Origin of the sequence: Streptantibioticus cattleyicolor NRRL 8057 = DSM 46488 (genome assembly GCF_000240165.1) — a bacterium.
In the GTDB taxonomy this organism is placed as follows: Bacteria; Actinomycetota; Actinomycetes; order Streptomycetales; family Streptomycetaceae; genus Streptantibioticus; species Streptantibioticus cattleyicolor.
The window spans coordinates 3,411,585-3,428,906 of record NC_017586.1; the positions used below are offsets into that span (position 1 = coordinate 3,411,585).

Consider the following 17,322-nt stretch of genomic DNA (forward strand, 5'->3'; position numbering starts at 1 on the left):
CCGTGGACACCGGAGAGGAACGCGAAGGCGTGACCACCGTCGACGACCCGCCGCAGGCCCAGGCCGCCCCCGACGCCGGACGGCCCGTCCGCGTCCGATGGCGCCGCCCGCTGCTCGTCCTCGCCGCGCTGGTGGTGCTGGTCGGCTGCGGAACGCTGCTGTACGAGGGGTTCCGGCTGCGCGCGGCGCCCGCGGTGACCAACCGGGCGCTCACCGACGCCGCCGCCACCGACGCCGTGGCCGGCGAGGTCGGCGACGCCCTGGCCAAGGTGTTCTCCTACGGGCCCGACAGCACCGAGGCCACCGGCGGCACCGCCCGGGACCTGCTCGCCGGCCCCGCCGCCGACCAGTACCGGGCGCTCTTCGCCCAGGTCGCGCCACGCGTCACCGAACAACGGCTCACCCTTACCACCCACGTGGTGCGCACCGGGGTGATCCGGCTCACCGGCGACCGCGCCGACCTGCTGGCCTTCCTCGACCAGCGGGCACAGCGGCAGGGCAAGGCGGCCACCACGGCCGCGGCACAGCTCTCGGTCACCGCGCGACGCGTCGGCGGCCACTGGCGGATCACGGACCTGCGGGCCCGGTAGGGGAGGAGGAGACGGATGGGGCGATGGACGCGACGCGGCCCGCTGCCACTGGTCGCCGCGTGGCTCGCGGTGCTGGCCGCGGTGGCCGCCGGCTGGGCCGGGTGGACCTGGTACGCGGCGGCGCACGACACCTCGGCCGCCTACGCGGCCACCCGCGACCAGGCGCTGGCCGCCGGAGAACAGGCGGTGCTCAACCTCAACACCCTCGACCACGACCACATCGACCAGGGCCTGGACACCTGGGACCGTTCCACCACCGGCGACCTGCGCAGCCAACTCGCCCAGGGCCGCGCCGAGTTCACCAAGCAGGTACGCCAGGCCGGGACGACCACCTCGGCCAAGGTGCTCTCCGGCGCCCTGACCGAACTCGACGACCACGCCGGCAAGGCCACCGTCATGATCGCCCTGCGGCTGACGGTACGCACCGGCGGCGGACAGCCGGTCATCAAGGACAGCCGCATGCTCGGGGAACTGGCCCGCACCCCGCAGGGCTGGAAGCTCAGCGCCCTCGGCCAGGCGCCCACCGGCGACACCGCCGACCCTTCGGCCGCCCCGGCCACCCCGTGACCCCCTTGAGGACGTGAAGGACCGCCCCGATGTCCACCACCCGGCACGTGATCAACCGTCAACGCCGACTGGCCGCCGCCGCGACCCGCCGCCCCGCCGTCCCACCGCCCCGGCCCGTCCCTTCGGCCGCGCCGCCCGTCGCCCGTCCCGCCCGCCCGTCCCGCGCCCGGCCCGTCGTCGCCGCGCTCGCCGCCCTCACCGTGTGCCTCGGTGCCTTCGCCGGCTGGGCCGCCGGCCACGCGGGCACCCTGCGCGACACCTCCGCCACCCGCAACTCCGCCCTCACCGACGCCCCCCGCACCAGCGAGGTCAAGGGCGCCATCACCCAGGCGGTGAACACCCTCTTCTCCTACGACTACGCCGCCACCGCCAAGACCACCGACGCGGCCCGCCAACTCCTCACCGGCAAGGCCGTCCAGCAGTACGCCACCCTCTTCACCGCCGTCCGCGCCCAGGCCCCCGCCCGCAAACTCGTCCTCACCACCACCGTCACCGACGCCGGAGTCACCCGCCTGACCGGCGACCGCGCCCAACTCCTCGTCTTCGTCGACCAACGCAACACCAGCGCCGCCGCCGCGTCCTCCACCGACCAGACCGCCAGCTCCCCCGCGATGTTCACGGTCGACGCGGTCCGGCAGGACGGCAGGTGGAAGATCTCCGGTATCGACACGTTCGGCTGACCGGGGTCACTGCTGATGCGGAGGACGACTGAGCCGGATCCCCCGCCCCCGCCGACGCAGGAACTGCGCGTACGGCCCGTCCGGCGAGTTGTCCGGAAAGCCGAACTCCCGGAAATTGTCGATCGGGTCCCCGGCGAACGACATCTGGATCGCGCACTCCGTACACCACACCAACGACCGCGGCAACGGCGTCCCCGGCGCCTGCCACACCATGTCCTCGGGCTCGTACCGCTCCAGGTCGATCAACAACGTCACCAGCCGCCCCTCCTCCCCCAGGTCGCCCTCCTCCTTGCCGCACGTGTTGCAGCGAACCTGCCGCCTGTGCTTCCCCGCCATACCCCAACCACCCCGACCCGGACCCCCGTTGACCCGTCACCCTACTGAGGCGAGGTTATGCGTGGGCGGGGGGTTCATCCTGTTGGAGTAGTCCGGTGGGGACGTGCGGCAGCCGGACGGACCACCGGCCGCGCCGCAGGGTGCACATCCCGTCGGGGGTGAGGGTCGCCGTGGCTCCGTACGAGCCGGCATTCCGGCCGCGTTCCTGAACACGAGTTCGCCAACGACAACGAGCCATCGCGCGCTGCCAATTCGACCGAATGCCCTCTGTCGAAACGCCGGAACACGGCGCGAAACTGTGCGCCGAAAGCCACGAGCACCGGAGGTGTAAGTGAGTGGGACCGCCGCGCCCTGGGGCGTGACTCGCATGAAACCCTATCCGGAATCAGTCGTTCTCCCGGCTGCGACGGTCGTTCTCGATCCCACGACGCAGACTGGGCGATGGGTCGGCTCCGACGGTCTGGACGCGCCTCTTTCCGCGCGGCACAAGAGGTCCGAGACGAACAAGGAGACCAGCACCAGGACCAGTCTCGACGGCAACGCGGATCAGGGCAACGATCAGGAAGGCGACACGGATTGACGACAGCCACTCCTGTTGTCGTCGTCTCGCGGGTCGATGATGTGACAGCCGACGCGGTCACCGAGGAATTGAACCGGCGGCGCGTTCCTGTTGTACGTCTCGATCCAGGAGACTTCCCGGGGGACCTGTCCGTCGCGGCCCGTCTGGACGAGGACGGGATGCGTGGGTACGCCCGAACCCGAACGCGCGTCGCCGACCTTGATCGTGTCCGATCTGTGTACTGGCGCCGACCGCGCCCGTATACGGCTCCCTCCGGGACGGGGGAGCAGGACGCCCGCTGGGCCAGGGAAGAAGCGCGTTACGGGCTCGGGGGCGTCCTTGCCTCGCTCCCCGGGGCGCACTACGTGAACCACCCGTGGCGGAACCGGGACGCCGAGTACAAGCCCGCGCAACTCACCGTCGCGGCGCGCTGCGGCTTCAGCGTTCCGCCGACCCTGCTCACCAATGACGAGACCGCTGCCCGTGACTTCATCCGCGAACACGGATCCGTCGTCTACAAACCGCTACGGAGCACCGACTATTTCAGTGCCGACGGCCGAGCGCTCACGGTATGGGTCGAGGAAGTCGCCCCCACCGAGTTGAACGCCGGTATCGCCCACACCATGCACCTGTTCCAGAAGCGCGTACGGTCTGTCGCCGATCTCCGGGTGACAGCCGTGGGAGAAGGGGTCTTCACGGTTCGAATCGACGGTTCGCCCGGCCTGGACTGGCGGCGACACTACGACATTCTTTCGTACTCGCTCATCGAGACCCCGCCGGACCTGGCGAAGAGTGTGCGGCGGTATCTGAACGCCTTCGGACTCGTCTTCGGAGCCTTCGACTTCGGCATGGACCGGGATGGCCGTATCTGGCTGTACGAGTGCAATCCGAACGGGCAATTCGCCTGGTTTCCGGAACCGATCACCGGCAGGATCGTCACCGCCGTCGCCGACCAGCTCCAGCACGCAGGAGAGCACCGTGCCCGCTGACCCCGCCGCGCTCCGCCTCGCCCTGGCCGAGGACATCGCCACCGCCGATCCGACCCTCGACCCGGGGTGGCGCGATGCCGTGGCGGCCGTCCCCCGGGAGCTGTTTCTCGGCTCCTCGGTCTTCCGCCCCGCCGACGGCGGATGGCAACCCGTCCACCGGGCGGAGACCGGAGAAGACGAGTGGCTGCGGATGGTCTACTCCGACCGGACATGGGTCACCCAGGTCGGGGAGAAGAACGCAGCCGACGCCACCGGCCCGGTCTCCGGTAGCCCCACGTCCTCGGCCACGCTTCCTTCCCTGGTGGTACGCACGGCCCACCTCGCGCGACTGCGTCCCGGCCAGAAGGTCCTCGAAGTAGGCACCGGCACCGGCTACTCCACCGCTGTGCTGTGCCACCGGCTGGGGCCCGGCAACGTCGTCAGCATCGAGTACGACGCCGACGTGGCGGCGAGCGCCTCCGCACACCTCAAGGAGGCGGGATGCACGCCGACGCTCGTGGTCGGAGACGGCCTGCAAGGCTGCAAGGAGTACGCCGACTACGACGCGATCATCGCCACCTGCTCCGTGCGGTCCGTCCCGCCCTCGTGGTTCTGGCAACTCAACGACGGCGGTTCGATCACCACCACCATCTGCGGATGGATGCTCGCCGCCGGTCTGATCCGCCTCGTCCTCGACGACGAGGGAACCGCACACGGCCGCTTCACCGGCGACACCATCACCTACATGCTCGCCCGGCCCCACGAGCGCCCCCTGGCCCCGGTCTTCTTCCGCCTGGAAGGCGATACCCGCCGCACACGGCTGGACCCCGGCCTCCTGGAGGAATGGGCAGGTCGATTCGTCGCCCAGCTCGCGGCCCCCTCCGCGGAACTGCTGACCACCGGTTCCGGCATCGTTCTCCGCGACGTGGCCACCGGCTCGCAAGCGTGGACCCAACCCGAGGGCAAGGGGTCGACGGTGCACCAGCACGGCCCCCTCCGCCTGTGGGACCAGGTCGAGGAAGCCCTCACCCGCTGGCAGGACGCGGGAGCCCCCGCCCTGACGGAGTTCGGAATGACCGCCACCCCGTTCGACCAGAAGGTGTGGATCGGTTCCCCTCGGGGACCGAGCTGGCGGCTCCCCGTCTGACGCCGAGGCCATGGGTGCCGATCCTCGTCGGCGCGGCCAAGCGGTGCGGGCTCGCCACGTGATGCGGCCAGGGCCACGCGGGTGAGGTGGTGACGGCGATCGGCCCCCGCACCCACCCGCGGGGGCCGTCGCCTTTCCGGCCGGTGGCCTCGTCAGGGGCGGAGGCGGAGATCCGGGGAGAGGATGAGGGGCGGGTACGGTGCGCCGTCCGCTCCGACCTGGATCCCGCCTTGCAGCCCGGTCCCGTTGCACTCCAAACAGTTGCTTTCGAGCACCTGCCCGCCATGCAGGTGCATCCGCAGCCACTTCGAGCCCCGGCAGTACCAGCAGGCTCCTTCGGGCTCCGGGTCGAGGACGCGGCGGTAGGCGGTCACCTCGGACAACGCCTTCACGACGGCCCACCCGCAGTGCGCCGGCTCCTGGTGTGCCGGACGCGATACGGGCCTCACTTGGACGGCCCGTTGCAGGCCGGGCAGTTGAGGCCGCCGAGCCAACCGGTGCCGCCGCAGGTGGTGCAGTTCGTGTCGACCGAGGTACGGAAGACCTCGCTGATCTCGCGGATGAACCTCATCGTCCTCTCCTCCTGTGCCGGTGAGGAGCGGCGGGGCGGGCGCCTCGTCCGGTCCCGCCGCTCCTGGACGCGATGGTGCCCCCGTCCACGTGTCCCGCAGCCTGGGCCCGGGACGGCCATGGCCGAAGCCGGCGGGAGGTGCCCCACGCTACGAGTCATTCCATGATCAAGTCGGGCTTTCGTTCTCTTTCCGACCTACCGAGGGACACCCTGGTGACGCGGCCACGCACAAGACGCCCTCGCCCGGTCCCGGAGGACCGGGCGGGTCGTCAGTCCCCTCGCACGATGTGCTGCCGCCGCACCGGCGGGAAGGCGTAGCGGTAGTCCGGCCGTGACCGGGGGAGCACGTCGGTGAACCGCGCTCGTGGCAGTCCGTCGGTGAACGGGCTCTCCGCGCGGGAGATGAGCTGGTGCGCGGTCCGGCAGTCCCGGCAGGCGTAGTAGGAGGGGCCGACGATGGTGGAGCATCCGTTCATCGCGGCAGCGGTGCCCCCGGCAGGAGCCCGGCCGGCTCGCTGCGGCCGTCCGGCAGGATGCGTTCGCCGAAGCATGTCTCCACGCGGGCGCCGAGCGCCAGCAACCGTTTGACGAGGATCGTGCGTTTGGCCCGGTCGTGGCTGATGCGGTCCCAGTCGTGGACGAGGCACACGCGGGGGCGTTCCTTGTCGGCTGCCGCGAGGGTGCGCATCAGTCGTTCGAAGTTGGGCCGCTGGTTGAGGAGCAACGCGGCGTCGCCGGTGTCGACGAACCATCCGCCGATCTCCCACCGCTGCCGGTCGGCGTGGTCGGCGCAGACCCGGGCCCGCCGTTCCAGTACGCCCCGGGGCCCCGCCAGGTGCCGGTCGTAGACGAACGCCACCGGTGCCCGGGCGGTCACCGGACGCCTCCGCGGATCCGCGTCAGCGCGGGCTGCACCTGGTGGATGTCCGCGCGCCACTCGGTCCCGCCACCGAGGGGGCGTAGGTAGACCACGTCGGGCGGTCCGGGCAGCGTGTACGGCTCGCCGATCCCGGCGACGGTGCCGTGCAGGCCGGTGGCGGGGTCGTAGGCGGGTACGCCGTGGCGGATCCAGGGTGGGGTGCGGGGGGTCATCGGATGCCTCCGGTACGCGTGGCGGTCATCCGTGCCCGAGAGGGCTCGTCCACCGTGTGCGTAGGCGAGTCGCGGGGGTACGGGTCCTCACCGGTGGCGGGACCCGAGTCCATGACGTGCAGGAAACCCCCTGCGTTTTCGACCTCGCGGGCCACTTCGGCGTATTGCTGCGGAGTAGTCGAGATCATCGAGCGCCGCGCCGTCAGCAACGCCTTGGCGTGGCCGCTCCTGACCTGCTCGACGGCCTGCGCCAGCCCGGTACGTGCGTGGGGTGGCAGCAGCCCCGCGTGTTCCTCGATGACGTCGGCGATCTCCCACCCGAACGCCTCGGCGTAGCCCGTGCATTCCTTACGGCGGGCTGCCGTGTCCGTGGGAGGCTCGCCGCACAGATAGATCACGCAACGGAACCGCTCGACTTTCGCGGCCTTGGTCGGTACGTCCGCCTCGCCTGTCGTGATGCCCGCTGCCGCATCCGCCAGCGCGCGACGCCGCCTTAGATCGCCTTCGCTCCGATGAGCCTCGACCCGTCGCTGTCTCTGCATGCCTTCGACGCTGACCATGCGTCAATCGTGTCGGCCCGAACACGTACCGTGAAGAGACGGGGCGTAGGACCGGGCGAGATTGCCCGGCCCGCGCTCGTACGCTCCGTAGGACTCACGCGATCAAGGGCACGCCGATGAGTTCGCTGATGTTCCGCACGCGGGCCGTGGACACCTTTGCCAGGCGCTTCCCGATGACTCCGGGCAGCGCCTGATGCCTGACCCACTCCGGGGCGTCGAGTCCCACCTCGACCAACGTGTCTCCGGCCTGGTCGTACAGGCCGACTGCGCACTGGGCGAGTGCGACGTCGAGCTTGTAGCGGTTGCGGGCCACCTTCGACATGGTCGTGGGGAGCTGTTTCATGTCGGGCTGACTGGCGAGCTTGAGTGCGCGCCCGTAGTTTTTCAGCGCCACGTGGATTCCAACCGCCTCGGCCTTCGCGGAGGTTGGGCCGAAGCTGGTTCCGTACAGCTTCTCGTCCCGACCGAGCCGCGCCGCGGCGGCGTGCGCTTGAGAAATGTAGTCGTCGGCGCCACGCTCGTCCTCGCGTCGTGACGCCGCGACCGCTGCGGAGATCATCAGCCGCCCGTAGGCGATCAGTTGTGGACGGGAACTGCTGCTGAACGACGGTTCGATCGCCAGGGCCGCACGCTCGGCCACGGCCACGGCACGGGGCAACTTCGCACCACGTAGGTGAATCCATGACAGCGTGGAATCAAGCAGCGCGGACATCACCGGATCGTCGGTGTCCTTCGCGTGGTGTTTCGCCGACGTGAGAGCACTGAGCGCGAGATCGCGTTGCCCGAATCCGTTCGAGCACGAAGCAGCCACGCGGTACGTGCTGGCCAGGATCAATCCCAACTGCTTACGCTCGCGACCGGTAGCTGCGGCGTATCTGACCTGCCCTTCCATGAGGACTTTCGAGGCGTAGCTGCTCACCATCGCCGTGTCGCTCGCCCAGTACGCATTCCACGCGCGGTCGCGGGCCTCGCTCAGTTCCTCGACCGTGCTCGGCTCGTCGATGCCTTCCCACTCGCCCAGGGCGCTCTCGTGGACAGCATCGGAGAGTTGGCGCAGCGCGGCCCGGTCACCCTGGTTCATGCCTCGGCGCGGGGCCTGCTGCCCCAGGATCACCGACACGTCTGTGTTCAGCGCATGGGCGAGTTTGAGCAGTGACCCGACGGACAACTCTCCTCGGTCCTGCTCGGCTTTCTGCACCAGGGCGAGGGAAAGCCCCGCGGCGTCCGCAAGCCCCTGCTGTGTCAGATCGGAGCCTCGTAGGTGCTTGATGCGCTTACCGTTCGTAAGGTCGGCCCAGTTGCTCACGATCACCCCAGTGCGTTCGCTTCAGGCTGCTGTACTTCGATGGTAGGTCCATGCGCCCTGAAGCCTGGGGCGAATGGAACGGTCCGAAGGTTCCGACGAGCAACGCCCCTGCCGAATCCGCCTGTTTGAAGTGCACTTCCTCACCGGCGCCCTCGTGGACCACCCACGCGTAACCCGTACGGGGGGTGGTCGCCACCACGGCTGCGTACTCGGGCCGCACGCCCGCGCCGCCCGCGCTACGCTCCCAGCGCCAACTGGCCGACCACCCCGGAGGCGTAACGGTGACCACGCTTGCCGTGACCGGACACATGGATCTCACCGAGGAATCCGTACCGCTGGTGCGGGACAGCCTTCGGGGGGTCGTCGCGACGTATGCCGGGCCGGGCCTGTACGGAGTTTCGTGCATCGCTCGGGGAGCCGACTCGCTCTTCGCCGACGCCGTTCTCGCGGCCGGGGGACGCCTCGTCGTGGTGTTGCCGTCGCGGGACTACCGCCAGGCCAAGGTGAAGCCGGATCACGCCGCGCAGTTCGACCGCTTCCTGGAGGCGGCGACCGAGGTCGTCGTCATGCGGTACCCGAACGCGAACCGCGAGGCGTACGAGGCCGCCGACAAGGCGCTCCTGGCGCGGGCCGACCGGCTGGTCGCCGTGTGGGACGGCCTCTCCGCGTCGGGCAGAGGAGGAACGGCGGACGTCGTGGCGCAGGCGCGGGAGGCCGGGCTCCCGGTGGACGTCATCTGGGCGGACGGAGCGGCACGCGCCCGGGGGCTCACCGCGTGACCGAGCGGCGGATCAACATTCGTAAGCCCTACTTCGACCTGATCAAGAACGGCGTGAAGACGGTCGAGGTCCGCGTCGGCTACCCCGGCATGAGGAAGATCGCCGCAGGACAGGTACTGGTGTTCCGCTCGGGCGACGAATCGTGCCGCACCGAGGTCGTCAAGGTCGTCGAGTATCCGTCCTTCGAGGCCATGGCCGACGCGGAAGACATCGCCGCGATCGGCGGAGACATGGGCCGCGGCGAACTGCTCGCGGCCTGCCGCGACATCTACCCACCGGAGAAGGAAGCCCTCGGCGTTCTGGCCATCCATCTGCGCCGACCCACCACCTGACTCCCGCATCCGTACACCGTGGTGCGACTCGTTCGGGCGCAATGCGCCAATGCGCCCTGTCGGCGCCCCGGCTCGGCCAGTTGAATCGGCGACCGGACCGTCCAACGCGGAGAGGGAATCGTCATGGGTGAGCACGAGAAGCCGCCGCCGGACCCGAGTCAGGGAACGCCGCCGCCCGGGAACAGCGACGGGCAGGTGCCGCCTCCGCCGCCGTCCGACGGCAAGCACCGCAAGTGACGTTGGAGGAGGGGCGTCGGCGCCTGGCCGAGGCGATGGCGGACCGCGGCGCCTGGCCGGCGCGGTCTCCGTGGATCCGCCAGGCCGTCGACGCTCTGCCGCGGCACCGGTTCGCCCCCGACCGGCTGTGGGAGTGGGACGGCCACGCCTACGTCCCGGTGGATCGCGGCGTGGACGAGGAGCGGTGGGCGTGCCTGGTGTACGGGAGCGTGGACGACGCCGCGGTCACCCAGGTGACCGATGGTCTGCCGTCGTCGAGTCTGTCGTGTCAGGGCGTGGTCGTCGACATGCTGGACGCGTTGCGGCTGGAGCCCGGGCACCGGGTGCTGGAGTTGGGGGCGGGGGCGGGGTGGAACGCCGCTTTGATGGCGTGGCGGGCGGGCCGGGGGCGGGTGACGAGCGTGGAGGCGGACCCGGAGCTGGCCGCGTCGGCGCGGGCCCGGCTGGACGCTGCCGACGCCGGGGTGGCCGTCGTGGTGGGGGACGGGAACGCGGGTCGGCCGGAGAGCGTCCCGTACGACCGGGTGATCGCCACGTACGCGGTGGAGACGGTGCCGTGGGCGTGGGTGGAGCAGACCCGGCCCGGTGGGCGGATCGTGTTCCCGTGGGGACCGTTGGGGCACCTGGCGCTCACCGTGGCGGACGACGGGCGGTCCGCCGAAGGCCGGGTGCGGGGGCTGGCGCAGTTCATGCCCGCGCGCGGCAGCCGTACGGGCCGGGGGTGGAGCGAGGTCCGCGGGGACACGGCGGCGGAGGCGGAGCGGCTGGTGGAGCGGGATCTGCGGCCCCTGCGAGACGATCCGCACCTGCGGTTCGCGTTGCGCGTGGAGCTGCCCGAGGTCCGCGTCACCACGAGCGTGGACGACGACGGGGTGAACGCGTGGCTGCACGACGGCCGTTGCTCGTGGGCGGCGCTGTCCGCCATGGGCGGCGGCCGGGTCGTCGTGTACCAGGGAGGGCCGCGTCGGCTGGCGGACGAGGCCGAGCGGGTGTGGGACTGGTGGCGGGCGGCCGGCTCGCCGGAGCTGTACGAGTGGGGGATGACGGTCGAGCGCGGGCGGCAGCGCGTGTGGTGCCGGGATCCGGTGACCGGCCCGCGCAGGGTCGCGTCGCCCCGGCACGCGCCGTTGCCGCCCGGCTGACGGACGCCCGCCCCGCACCCGTGGTGCCGACACCACGACGGCCTCCACGTGTGGAACGTGGAGGCCGTCGTCGAGGCGTACCCGGGCGGGGGTCAGCGGACGCGCACCGTCACCACGTCGGAGGCGTGCAGGCGCTTGGGGTGGTGGTCCTTCTTGCTGGTCAGACCGTAGAGGACGGCGCGGAACTTCAGGTCGCCGCGGCGGGCGGAGGTGCCGTGGGCGGTGACCTTGGCGGCGCCCTTGGCGGGGGTGCTGCAGGACTCCTGGTGCCAGCCCTCGCCGAAGCCGTTCTCCTCGATGCAGAGCTGGTGCAGGAAGCCGGCGCTGTCGTCGTTGCCCTGGGCCTTGACGGTGATGGTCTTGCCGACGTGCGCGGTGTGCGGCGCGGTGATGTCGACGGTGCCCTTGGCGAACGCCGGCCCGGCGGCCAGGGCCACCGAGGCCAGACCCAGCGCACCGAGCACGGCCACCCGGCCGCCCCGCGCCTTCATCCCGCTCTTCTTCGTCCTGGTCATGGACTTTCCCTCCCGCGGATCTCCCCCCACACGGTGAGACCCGCCGTTTTCGCGAAGGCGCCCGATGCGCCTTGCTGATCACCCACACGATCAGGCCGGCCCGCCCGGTTGCGCCCCGCCCGGCGCCGTTACCGATCTACGACAAAACCCGCCTGCCAGCCACGACAGACACACCAGCCACGCTGGTCACGTGTCGGTCGACAGCCACGGCCCCGGTTCCGGTGACAGCGGAACGCTCACTCCCACTCCCACGCGATCCCGACCACCCCCGGCCGGATCTCCTCCTCCACCAGGTGGGCCGTGCCGTGCGCGTTGAGCGTCAGCTCGGTGACGGCGGCGCGGGGCGCGGAGGCCGACGGGCGGGCGAAACGACGGCAGCGCACCGGCAGCGCGGCCCGGTCGAAGGCGACCTGGAGCACGTAGTGGCCGCCGCCGAAGGTGAAACCGCGTACGTACTCGTGGCTGGGCGCCCCCGAGGCGTCGTCGAACCGGTACTCCAGCACCGCAGTGTCACCGTGCCGCAGTCTCGCGTCGAAGAGCAGCTCCGCCACCACCACCCCTGACGCGAGATGTCTGCGCACCCGGCCCAGGCGGCAGTTGGCCAGCGCGCGCACCCGTACCCGTTCCGCGTCGCACCCGGGGTCGCCGTGGTGGATGGCGAGGTAGCGGTCGACGCCGTCGCGGTGGGCGCGGACCACGTGCTGGGTGACCCGGGTGAGCAGGTCGCGCCGGGGCCCGATGGTGACCCGTTCGTACTGCATGGCGGTGTGCAGTCCGCCGTCCGGCGGTGCCTGGAGGCTCTCCAGTACGGACTCCAGCGCGGCGGCCGGTTCGAGGACGTCGCGGTAGGGGCGGGCCGGCGGGTGGCCGGCGGTGGCGCGCGGGCCGAGCAGCCGGGTCAGCGCGTGCGGTGGGAGCTCCAGCACCTCTTCGAGCGCGGCGACGGCGCGCAGCGACTCGGCGCGGTCGGGGCGGCGGACGCCGCGTTGCCAGTAGCTGAGGCTGGTCACCCCGACCCGGATGCCGCGCAGCGCGAGCCGGTGCTGCACACGGTGCAGGGCGAGGCCGCGGGCGGCGAGCGCGGTGCGCAGGGCCGCGGGGAACGGGCCGGTGCGCAGCGCCTCGGCCAACTGGGCCTCGGTGGGGCGCTGTCCGGCACGGGTGGCGCGCCGGGCGGGCACGGTGTCCGGCGAGGTTCCCGTCAAGGCTCCCGGCGGGGCGTCCGGCAAGGTGTCCTCCCGCTGTCCGGCAGGTGAATGTTCACGTCCGTATCCCCGCCGGTACCGGGTACGGCGGCGGTCACCTGGGGTTCTTCCGGTCGGCGTTCACAACGGTACGGGCGGCGTTCACATCCCGCCAGCCCCGGCCCCGGGGACGTTGACCGGTCACCGACAACGGGCCGATGCTGCTGCGCAGCGTCCGGACGCTTCTCCTCCCACGACCCTGACGAGGAAGGACGCCCCATGTCCCCGACCTTCCGCCCCCGCCCCGGCGGACGCAGACGCGGTGCCGTCGCCGCCGCGCTGCTCGCCGCCGCCCTCACCACGGGCCTGGCCACCGCGCCCGGCGCCGCCGCGTCCACCGGCTCGAAACAGCTGAACATCACCATGCAGGCGCAGACCAAGTCCAACTGGTGCTGGGCCGCCACCGGCAACACCATCGCCACCTGGTATGGCCGCGGCTACAGCCAGAACGCCTTCTGCGACGCCGCCTTCGGCTACCCCCAGGGCACCTCCTGCCCCAACGACCAGGCCACCCTCGCCGACGACCAGAACGCCTACGACTGGATGGGCATCGACCCCGGCTCCTACATCCGCGGCCGGATCGGCTACGGCACCCTCCAGTCCGAGATCGACAACAACCGCCCGGTGCAGACCCGCATCCAATGGAGCTCCGGCGGCGGCCACATGGAGGTGCTCTACGGCTACGACACCTCCAACAACTGGGTCTACTGGGGCGACCCGTGGCCCTCGGACTACCGCTACAACTGGGCCGATTACGGCTACTACGCCGGCAACGACCAGTTCACCTGGACCCACACGCTCTACGGGATAGGGGCGTGACCGCCATGCCGAGAACCCTGCGCACCACCGTGACCGCCGTCGGCGCGCTGGCGCTGGGCGCCCTGTGCGGGACGGCCGGCGCCGCCACGCCCGCGGTGCCGGCGCCGTTCACCGCCGCCCAGGCCGGCCAGGCCCGTACCGTGGTGACCGCACCGGCCACCACCGACCTGCTGACCCGGTTCTTCGCCGCCGACGCGGCCCGCCGCCACCTGCGCGTCCCGGCCGCGGCCGGCGCCGCCGCGCCGCGCACCACCGGGCCCACCGTCACCGTCTACACCCTCGGCCCCGGCTTCGTCGCCGGCCGCCCCGGCGCACCCGTGGCCGACCCCGACTTCCTCGCCACCGAGGCGGTCGCCCCGGACGGCCGCACCGCCTCGGTCTGGACGGCGCGGACCACCACCGGCTGGCGCGTGGTCAACGTCGCCACCGGCGCCGACGAGACCGACTACACCGCCCGCGCGCACGGCGACGGCACGGTCTTCCGCGAACCCCAGATCCACGCCTGGTACGTCCTACGGGCCGGCCGCGTCCTCCCCCTCAACGCCGAGGCCCGCGCCGCCGTCGGCCCCTCCGGCCGCCCCCTCGCCGACTACCAGCGCCTGGTCCACCGCGAATACGGCGACAAACTCCCCGGCTCCGCCTACGACCGAGCCGGCCTGGCCGGCGGCTTCGACGCCCGTACGTCCCCGGTGCCCCGGTCGGCCTCCGTCGCGTCGGCCGCGTCGGCCCCTTCCGCTCCGGCGTCCGGTTTCCCGGCGGCCCCGGTGGCCGCGTCGCTGGGGGTGGCGGGGTTGGGGGTGTGGAGGTGGCGTCGCCGGGCCAACGGATGACGCCGTCGAGGTGACGGCGACCAGCCCCTGCGGTGGTGTGGCGGGGGCCGGTCGCCTACCCGAGGCACATGTGATGCAGGAGCATCAACGCGGCGGCGGCGTTCGCCGCGCGTACCTCCCCTCCGGCGATCAGATCCGGAACGTCACTCAACGGCACCCACTCACGACGGGATGACTCGAAATCGTCCTCGGGCTCCCCAACGTGTTCGGCGCTGCGGGACCAGTACACGTGATGTGCCGCGTCCGCCAGGCCGTTCTGGGGTTCGAGCGTCATGAGATGACGGAGCGGGCCTGGCCGCCAGCCGGTCTCCTCCAGCATCTCCCGGGCCGCCGCGGCAGCGACGTCCTCCCCGTCCTCTACCACCCCGGCGGCCAGCTCCCACCCCCACGTGTCCGTGATGAACCGGTGCCGCCAGATGAGCAACGCCTCATCGGCCTCGTTCACGGCCGTGGCCAGGGCGACGGGACGTTGCCGGATCAGGTAGTGGTCCAGGTGACGGCCGTCCGGCAGTTCGACGTCGGCGAGGTTCACCCGCAGCCATCGGTTCTCGTACACGGTGTGTTCGCCGAGGTTCTTCCACTCCATGCCGCCGGTCTGCCTCTCTGTTCAACGAGTGTTGGTGTTCCGCCCGCGGCCGACCGGGGCCGGGTTCGTCCGTGGTCGGGCGGGGGTACGGTGCCGGTGTCGACGCCGAACGGTTGGAGCCGGTATGCCGGATGAGACCCATCCTCACATCGGTGCGCGGATGAGAGAGGTCCGCAAGCGGCGCGGGCTGACGCAGCGGGGGCTCGCGGAGGCGTCCGGTGTCTCCCTGTCCCTCATCCGGAAGCTGGAGCAGGGCGAGCGGAACGACACCCGGCTGGAGACGGCCAGGCAGCTCGCGGTCGCGCTGGGCGTACCGACGTCCCGGTTGGTGGCCGCCCACCCCGAACAGGGCGCCGATCCGGCGACGGCCGAGCGCTGGGAGTCGGTGCGGCAGGCGTTGCGTTCCCCGGAACCCACCGGCCCGGACGAACCGCCGACCGTCGAGGGTGTGCGCCGCGCCGTCGACGCGTCCGTACCGCTGTTCGCCTCCGACCGGTTCGCCGAGTTGGCGGTGATCCTGCCGGGGCTGTTGCGGGACGCCGACGTTCTCGCCGGGATCTCGCCGGAAGGCCGTTACGTACGCGGCCGGCTCCTCCATCTCACCGGTTGGCTGCTCACTCAGACCCGCCAGTTCGAAGACGCGGCCACCACGCTCACGCGAGCGCGGGACGATGCCCACGACCGGCTGGACGCCGCCGCGATGGTCAGCACGGAATGCTGGCTGCTGTTGCGGCGAGGTCGGATCGCGGACGCCCGGGGGCTGGCGATCCGGTGGGCGGACGAGGTGGAGCCGCGCATGTCCCGGGCGACGCCGGAGGAACTCGTTGCCTGGGGATGGCTCCTGCTGCGCGCTTCCGCCGCGTCGATCCGCGACAACCGGCCCGACGAGTCCGAGAACGCCCTCCGGCTCGCCACGTCCGCCGCCGTGGCCATCGGACGGGAACGCACACCGGGCGGAGACTTCCTGCGTACATTCGGACCCGTCACGGTGGCGTTCAAACGGGCGGAGACCGCGATGATCGCCGATCGGCCCGACAACGTACTCAAACTCGCCGCCGCCGTGTCCCCCAAAGGGCTGCGCCCCTCGTCCAACAACCTCAACCGTCACCGCCTCGACGTGGCCAACGCCCACGTCCGGCAACGCCAGTACGCCGAGGCGGTGGACGTGCTCAACGTGATCCGGGGCGTGGCGCCCCAATGGCTGACACACCAGCGATACGCCCGCGACATCGTCGAGCGCGTCATCACCGGGCGGCGCACGCTGACCGGTCCGATGCGCGAGCTGGCCGACGCGGTCGGCCTGCGCGTGTAACGCCCTGTGGCACTTGCCCTCCCTGGGCGCCGAAAGTGCCATTGAGCCCGGATTCGCCCAACGCTTACGGTCGGTTACCCACCGTCGATCACCGTTGTGTACGGAGCCGACCATGACTGCTCTTCCCCCACTCGCCTTCGTCTACGACCGGCATCTCTCCGGTCCCCGAGCCCAACTCGCCGTCCGGGCGCGGACCTGCGCCGACTACGCCGACCGGCGGGGCTGGGAGGTCGGCGGGTGGTTCGTGGACACCGGGGACGCGGCGTTGACGTTGAATCACCGGCCGAATTTCGAGCGGTTGATGCGGGCGCTCGTGGGGGTGGAGGAGGGGCGGGTGCGGGTGTGTCTGGTGCTGGACTGGGACCGGTTCAGCAGTGACCGGGCGAAGCGGGACATCCTGGTGCGGCGGTTGGTGGGGTTGGGGGCGCGGGTGGAGACGTGTTTCGGCGAGTGCGTCGTGCCCGGGGGCCGGGCGGGATCGGTCGTGCCGCGATGACGTGTTCGTGGTGCGCGGGGGCGGAGGACCTGGTGCTCGTCGGGTTCGAGCAGCGGGCCAACACCGCGGGGCCGTCGTACTGGGCGTGCGGTGCCTGTCGTAGCGCGTTGCGGCTGATACCGCTGGCGGAGAGCCCGTTCAGGGACGGGGTTCCGCGGACGCGGCCGGACATGGCGTGGGCGTTCCCGCCGTGGCCGCGGAGGGGCCGGGCGGGGCGGAGGAAGTGACGGCGGGCGGGCTCGGGGCGCTGACCGCGCCACCGGAGTCCGCCCGCCGGGGGCTGGGGCCGTCAGCCGATGACGTCGCCGGGGGTGGCCGAGTCCTCGGGGGAGAGGAGGTGGACCAGGCCGTCGGCGTCGTAGGAGCCGAGGACCAGGAATTCGCTGGTGAAGCCGGCGATGCGCTTGCGGCCGAGGTTGACCACGCCGATGACGAGGCGGTCCTTGAGGTCTTCGGGGCGGTAGTTGGTGATCTGGGCGCTGGTCTGGAGGATGCCGACGGGGCCGAAGTCGGCCTTGAGCTTGTAGGCGGGCTTGCGGGCCTCGGGGAACTCCTCGACCGACAGCACCCGGCCCACCCGGATGTCGGCGTCGAAGAAGCCCGTGGGGTCGCAGTCCGGCTTGCGCTGTTCGTTGGTCATGCGGCTGGTCTTCC

25 protein-coding genes are annotated in these 17,322 nt (G+C 71.6%); 13 read left to right on the plus strand and 12 right to left on the minus strand.

What is annotated here, in order from left to right; translation table 11 throughout:
• The first annotated feature begins 2 nt into the window (after positions 1–2).
• From SCATT_RS15200 to SCATT_RS15210, 3 genes are read left to right on the plus strand one after another with little or no spacing between them, the layout of a single operon-like run.
• The gene (locus SCATT_RS15200) at positions 3–590 is read left to right on the plus strand and encodes a nuclear transport factor 2 family protein (RefSeq protein ID WP_014143963.1); all 588 of its coding nucleotides are present in this window, start codon (positions 3–5) and stop codon (positions 588–590) included.
• Positions 591–605: 15 nt separating this feature from the next.
• The gene (locus SCATT_RS15205; protein ID WP_014143964.1) at positions 606–1,157 is read left to right on the plus strand and encodes a hypothetical protein; all 552 of its coding nucleotides are present in this window, start codon (positions 606–608) and stop codon (positions 1,155–1,157) included.
• A 29-nt stretch (positions 1,158–1,186) separates the two neighbouring features.
• A complete protein-coding gene (locus SCATT_RS15210; RefSeq protein ID WP_014143965.1) occupies positions 1,187–1,837 on the plus strand; it encodes a hypothetical protein in 651 nt (216 codons plus the stop codon).
• Between the two features lie 6 nt (positions 1,838–1,843).
• Here the strand turns inward: SCATT_RS15210 and SCATT_RS15215 are convergent, their stop codons facing one another.
• Complete coding sequence (locus tag SCATT_RS15215) at positions 1,844–2,173, minus strand: hypothetical protein (RefSeq protein WP_014143966.1); 330 nt, start codon at positions 2,171–2,173, stop codon at positions 1,844–1,846.
• A 367-nt stretch (positions 2,174–2,540) separates the two neighbouring features.
• On the opposite strand from SCATT_RS15215, the gene SCATT_RS36470 reads away from it, so the two are divergent.
• The 3 genes from SCATT_RS36470 to tgmC are packed head-to-tail and all read left to right on the plus strand — an operon-like array spanning position 2,541 to position 4,847.
• Positions 2,541–2,753: a putative ATP-grasp-modified RiPP gene (locus SCATT_RS36470; protein WP_014628126.1), complete on the plus strand. Its 213-nt coding sequence runs from the start codon at positions 2,541–2,543 to the stop codon at positions 2,751–2,753.
• Positions 2,750–3,721 carry an ATP-grasp ribosomal peptide maturase gene (gene tgmB / locus SCATT_RS36475; RefSeq protein ID WP_078590754.1) on the plus strand — a complete coding sequence of 324 codons (972 nt, stop codon included), beginning with the start codon at positions 2,750–2,752 and terminating at the stop codon, positions 3,719–3,721. Before SCATT_RS36470 ends, tgmB begins: the two co-directional genes overlap by 4 nt.
• Entirely contained in the window at positions 3,711–4,847 is a 1,137-nt protein-coding gene (gene tgmC, locus SCATT_RS15225) for an ATP-grasp peptide maturase system methyltransferase (protein ID WP_014143970.1), read from the plus strand. The genes tgmB and tgmC overlap by 11 nt, the downstream gene beginning before the upstream one ends.
• A gap of 152 nt (positions 4,848–4,999) precedes the next feature.
• On the opposite strand, the gene SCATT_RS15230 is transcribed toward tgmC, so the two are convergent.
• The 7 genes from SCATT_RS15230 to SCATT_RS15255 form a co-directional block, all read right to left on the minus strand.
• Positions 5,000–5,239, minus strand: a complete 240-nt coding sequence (locus SCATT_RS15230) for a hypothetical protein (RefSeq protein ID WP_014143972.1) — start codon at positions 5,237–5,239, stop codon at positions 5,000–5,002.
• Positions 5,240–5,292: 53 nt separating this feature from the next.
• Positions 5,293–5,418: a hypothetical protein gene (locus SCATT_RS40345; RefSeq protein ID WP_014628127.1), complete on the minus strand. Its 126-nt coding sequence runs from the start codon at positions 5,416–5,418 to the stop codon at positions 5,293–5,295.
• Between the two features lie 269 nt (positions 5,419–5,687).
• Positions 5,688–5,894, minus strand: a complete 207-nt coding sequence (locus tag SCATT_RS15235) for a hypothetical protein (protein WP_014143973.1) — start codon at positions 5,892–5,894, stop codon at positions 5,688–5,690.
• Complete coding sequence (locus SCATT_RS15240) at positions 5,891–6,295, minus strand: recombinase family protein (protein WP_014143974.1); 405 nt, start codon at positions 6,293–6,295, stop codon at positions 5,891–5,893. Before SCATT_RS15240 ends, SCATT_RS15235 begins: the two co-directional genes overlap by 4 nt.
• Positions 6,292–6,510 (minus strand): hypothetical protein, encoded by a 219-nt coding sequence (locus SCATT_RS15245; protein ID WP_014143975.1) that lies wholly within the window; start codon positions 6,508–6,510, stop codon positions 6,292–6,294. The genes SCATT_RS15240 and SCATT_RS15245 overlap by 4 nt, the downstream gene beginning before the upstream one ends.
• A complete protein-coding gene (locus SCATT_RS15250) occupies positions 6,507–7,070 on the minus strand; it encodes a recombinase family protein (protein ID WP_014143976.1) in 564 nt (187 codons plus the stop codon). Before SCATT_RS15250 ends, SCATT_RS15245 begins: the two co-directional genes overlap by 4 nt.
• A 94-nt stretch (positions 7,071–7,164) precedes the next feature.
• Positions 7,165–8,376, minus strand: coding sequence for a helix-turn-helix domain-containing protein (locus SCATT_RS15255; RefSeq protein WP_014628128.1), 1,212 nt, complete (start codon positions 8,374–8,376; stop codon positions 7,165–7,167).
• A gap of 281 nt (positions 8,377–8,657) precedes the next feature.
• Between SCATT_RS15255 and SCATT_RS15260 the strand changes: the two genes are divergently transcribed.
• The 3 genes from SCATT_RS15260 to SCATT_RS15270 all read left to right on the plus strand — a co-directional run bounded on the left by SCATT_RS15260 (position 8,658) and on the right by SCATT_RS15270 (position 10,866).
• Entirely contained in the window at positions 8,658–9,155 is a 498-nt protein-coding gene (locus SCATT_RS15260) for a hypothetical protein (protein ID WP_041824765.1), read from the plus strand.
• Positions 9,152–9,487 (plus strand): ASCH domain-containing protein, encoded by a 336-nt coding sequence (locus SCATT_RS15265; RefSeq protein ID WP_014143980.1) that lies wholly within the window; start codon positions 9,152–9,154, stop codon positions 9,485–9,487. Before SCATT_RS15260 ends, SCATT_RS15265 begins: the two co-directional genes overlap by 4 nt.
• Before the next feature lie 233 nt (positions 9,488–9,720).
• The gene (locus SCATT_RS15270) at positions 9,721–10,866 is read left to right on the plus strand and encodes a methyltransferase domain-containing protein (protein ID WP_014143981.1); all 1,146 of its coding nucleotides are present in this window, start codon (positions 9,721–9,723) and stop codon (positions 10,864–10,866) included.
• A gap of 92 nt (positions 10,867–10,958) precedes the next feature.
• On the opposite strand, the gene SCATT_RS15275 is transcribed toward SCATT_RS15270, so the two are convergent.
• Both SCATT_RS15275 and SCATT_RS15280 read right to left on the minus strand, forming a co-directional pair.
• Positions 10,959–11,381, minus strand: coding sequence for a hypothetical protein (locus SCATT_RS15275; RefSeq protein ID WP_014628133.1), 423 nt, complete (start codon positions 11,379–11,381; stop codon positions 10,959–10,961).
• A 236-nt stretch (positions 11,382–11,617) separates the two neighbouring features.
• Entirely contained in the window at positions 11,618–12,562 is a 945-nt protein-coding gene (locus tag SCATT_RS15280) for a hypothetical protein (protein WP_014628134.1), read from the minus strand.
• A gap of 282 nt (positions 12,563–12,844) precedes the next feature.
• Between SCATT_RS15280 and SCATT_RS15285 the strand changes: the two genes are divergently transcribed.
• Positions 12,845–13,444 carry a papain-like cysteine protease family protein gene (locus SCATT_RS15285; protein WP_014143984.1) on the plus strand — a complete coding sequence of 200 codons (600 nt, stop codon included), beginning with the start codon at positions 12,845–12,847 and terminating at the stop codon, positions 13,442–13,444.
• Between the two features lie 5 nt (positions 13,445–13,449).
• Positions 13,450–14,274 (plus strand): hypothetical protein, encoded by an 825-nt coding sequence (locus SCATT_RS15290; protein WP_202446678.1) that lies wholly within the window; start codon positions 13,450–13,452, stop codon positions 14,272–14,274.
• A 55-nt stretch (positions 14,275–14,329) separates the two neighbouring features.
• On the opposite strand, the gene SCATT_RS15295 is transcribed toward SCATT_RS15290, so the two are convergent.
• Positions 14,330–14,860, minus strand: coding sequence for an NUDIX hydrolase (locus SCATT_RS15295; RefSeq protein WP_014143986.1), 531 nt, complete (start codon positions 14,858–14,860; stop codon positions 14,330–14,332).
• A 124-nt stretch (positions 14,861–14,984) separates the two neighbouring features.
• Between SCATT_RS15295 and SCATT_RS15300 the strand changes: the two genes are divergently transcribed.
• Together SCATT_RS15300 and SCATT_RS15305 are read left to right on the plus strand one after the other, a co-directional pair.
• Positions 14,985–16,172 carry a helix-turn-helix domain-containing protein gene (locus SCATT_RS15300; protein ID WP_014143987.1) on the plus strand — a complete coding sequence of 396 codons (1,188 nt, stop codon included), beginning with the start codon at positions 14,985–14,987 and terminating at the stop codon, positions 16,170–16,172.
• Between the two features lie 112 nt (positions 16,173–16,284).
• Positions 16,285–16,668 carry a recombinase family protein gene (locus tag SCATT_RS15305; protein WP_014143988.1) on the plus strand — a complete coding sequence of 128 codons (384 nt, stop codon included), beginning with the start codon at positions 16,285–16,287 and terminating at the stop codon, positions 16,666–16,668.
• Between the two features lie 289 nt (positions 16,669–16,957).
• Here SCATT_RS15305 and SCATT_RS15315 read toward each other — a convergent pair whose 3' ends face one another.
• A complete protein-coding gene (locus SCATT_RS15315) occupies positions 16,958–17,308 on the minus strand; it encodes a tRNA-binding protein (RefSeq protein ID WP_014143989.1) in 351 nt (116 codons plus the stop codon).
• Positions 17,309–17,322 lie beyond the last annotated feature (14 nt).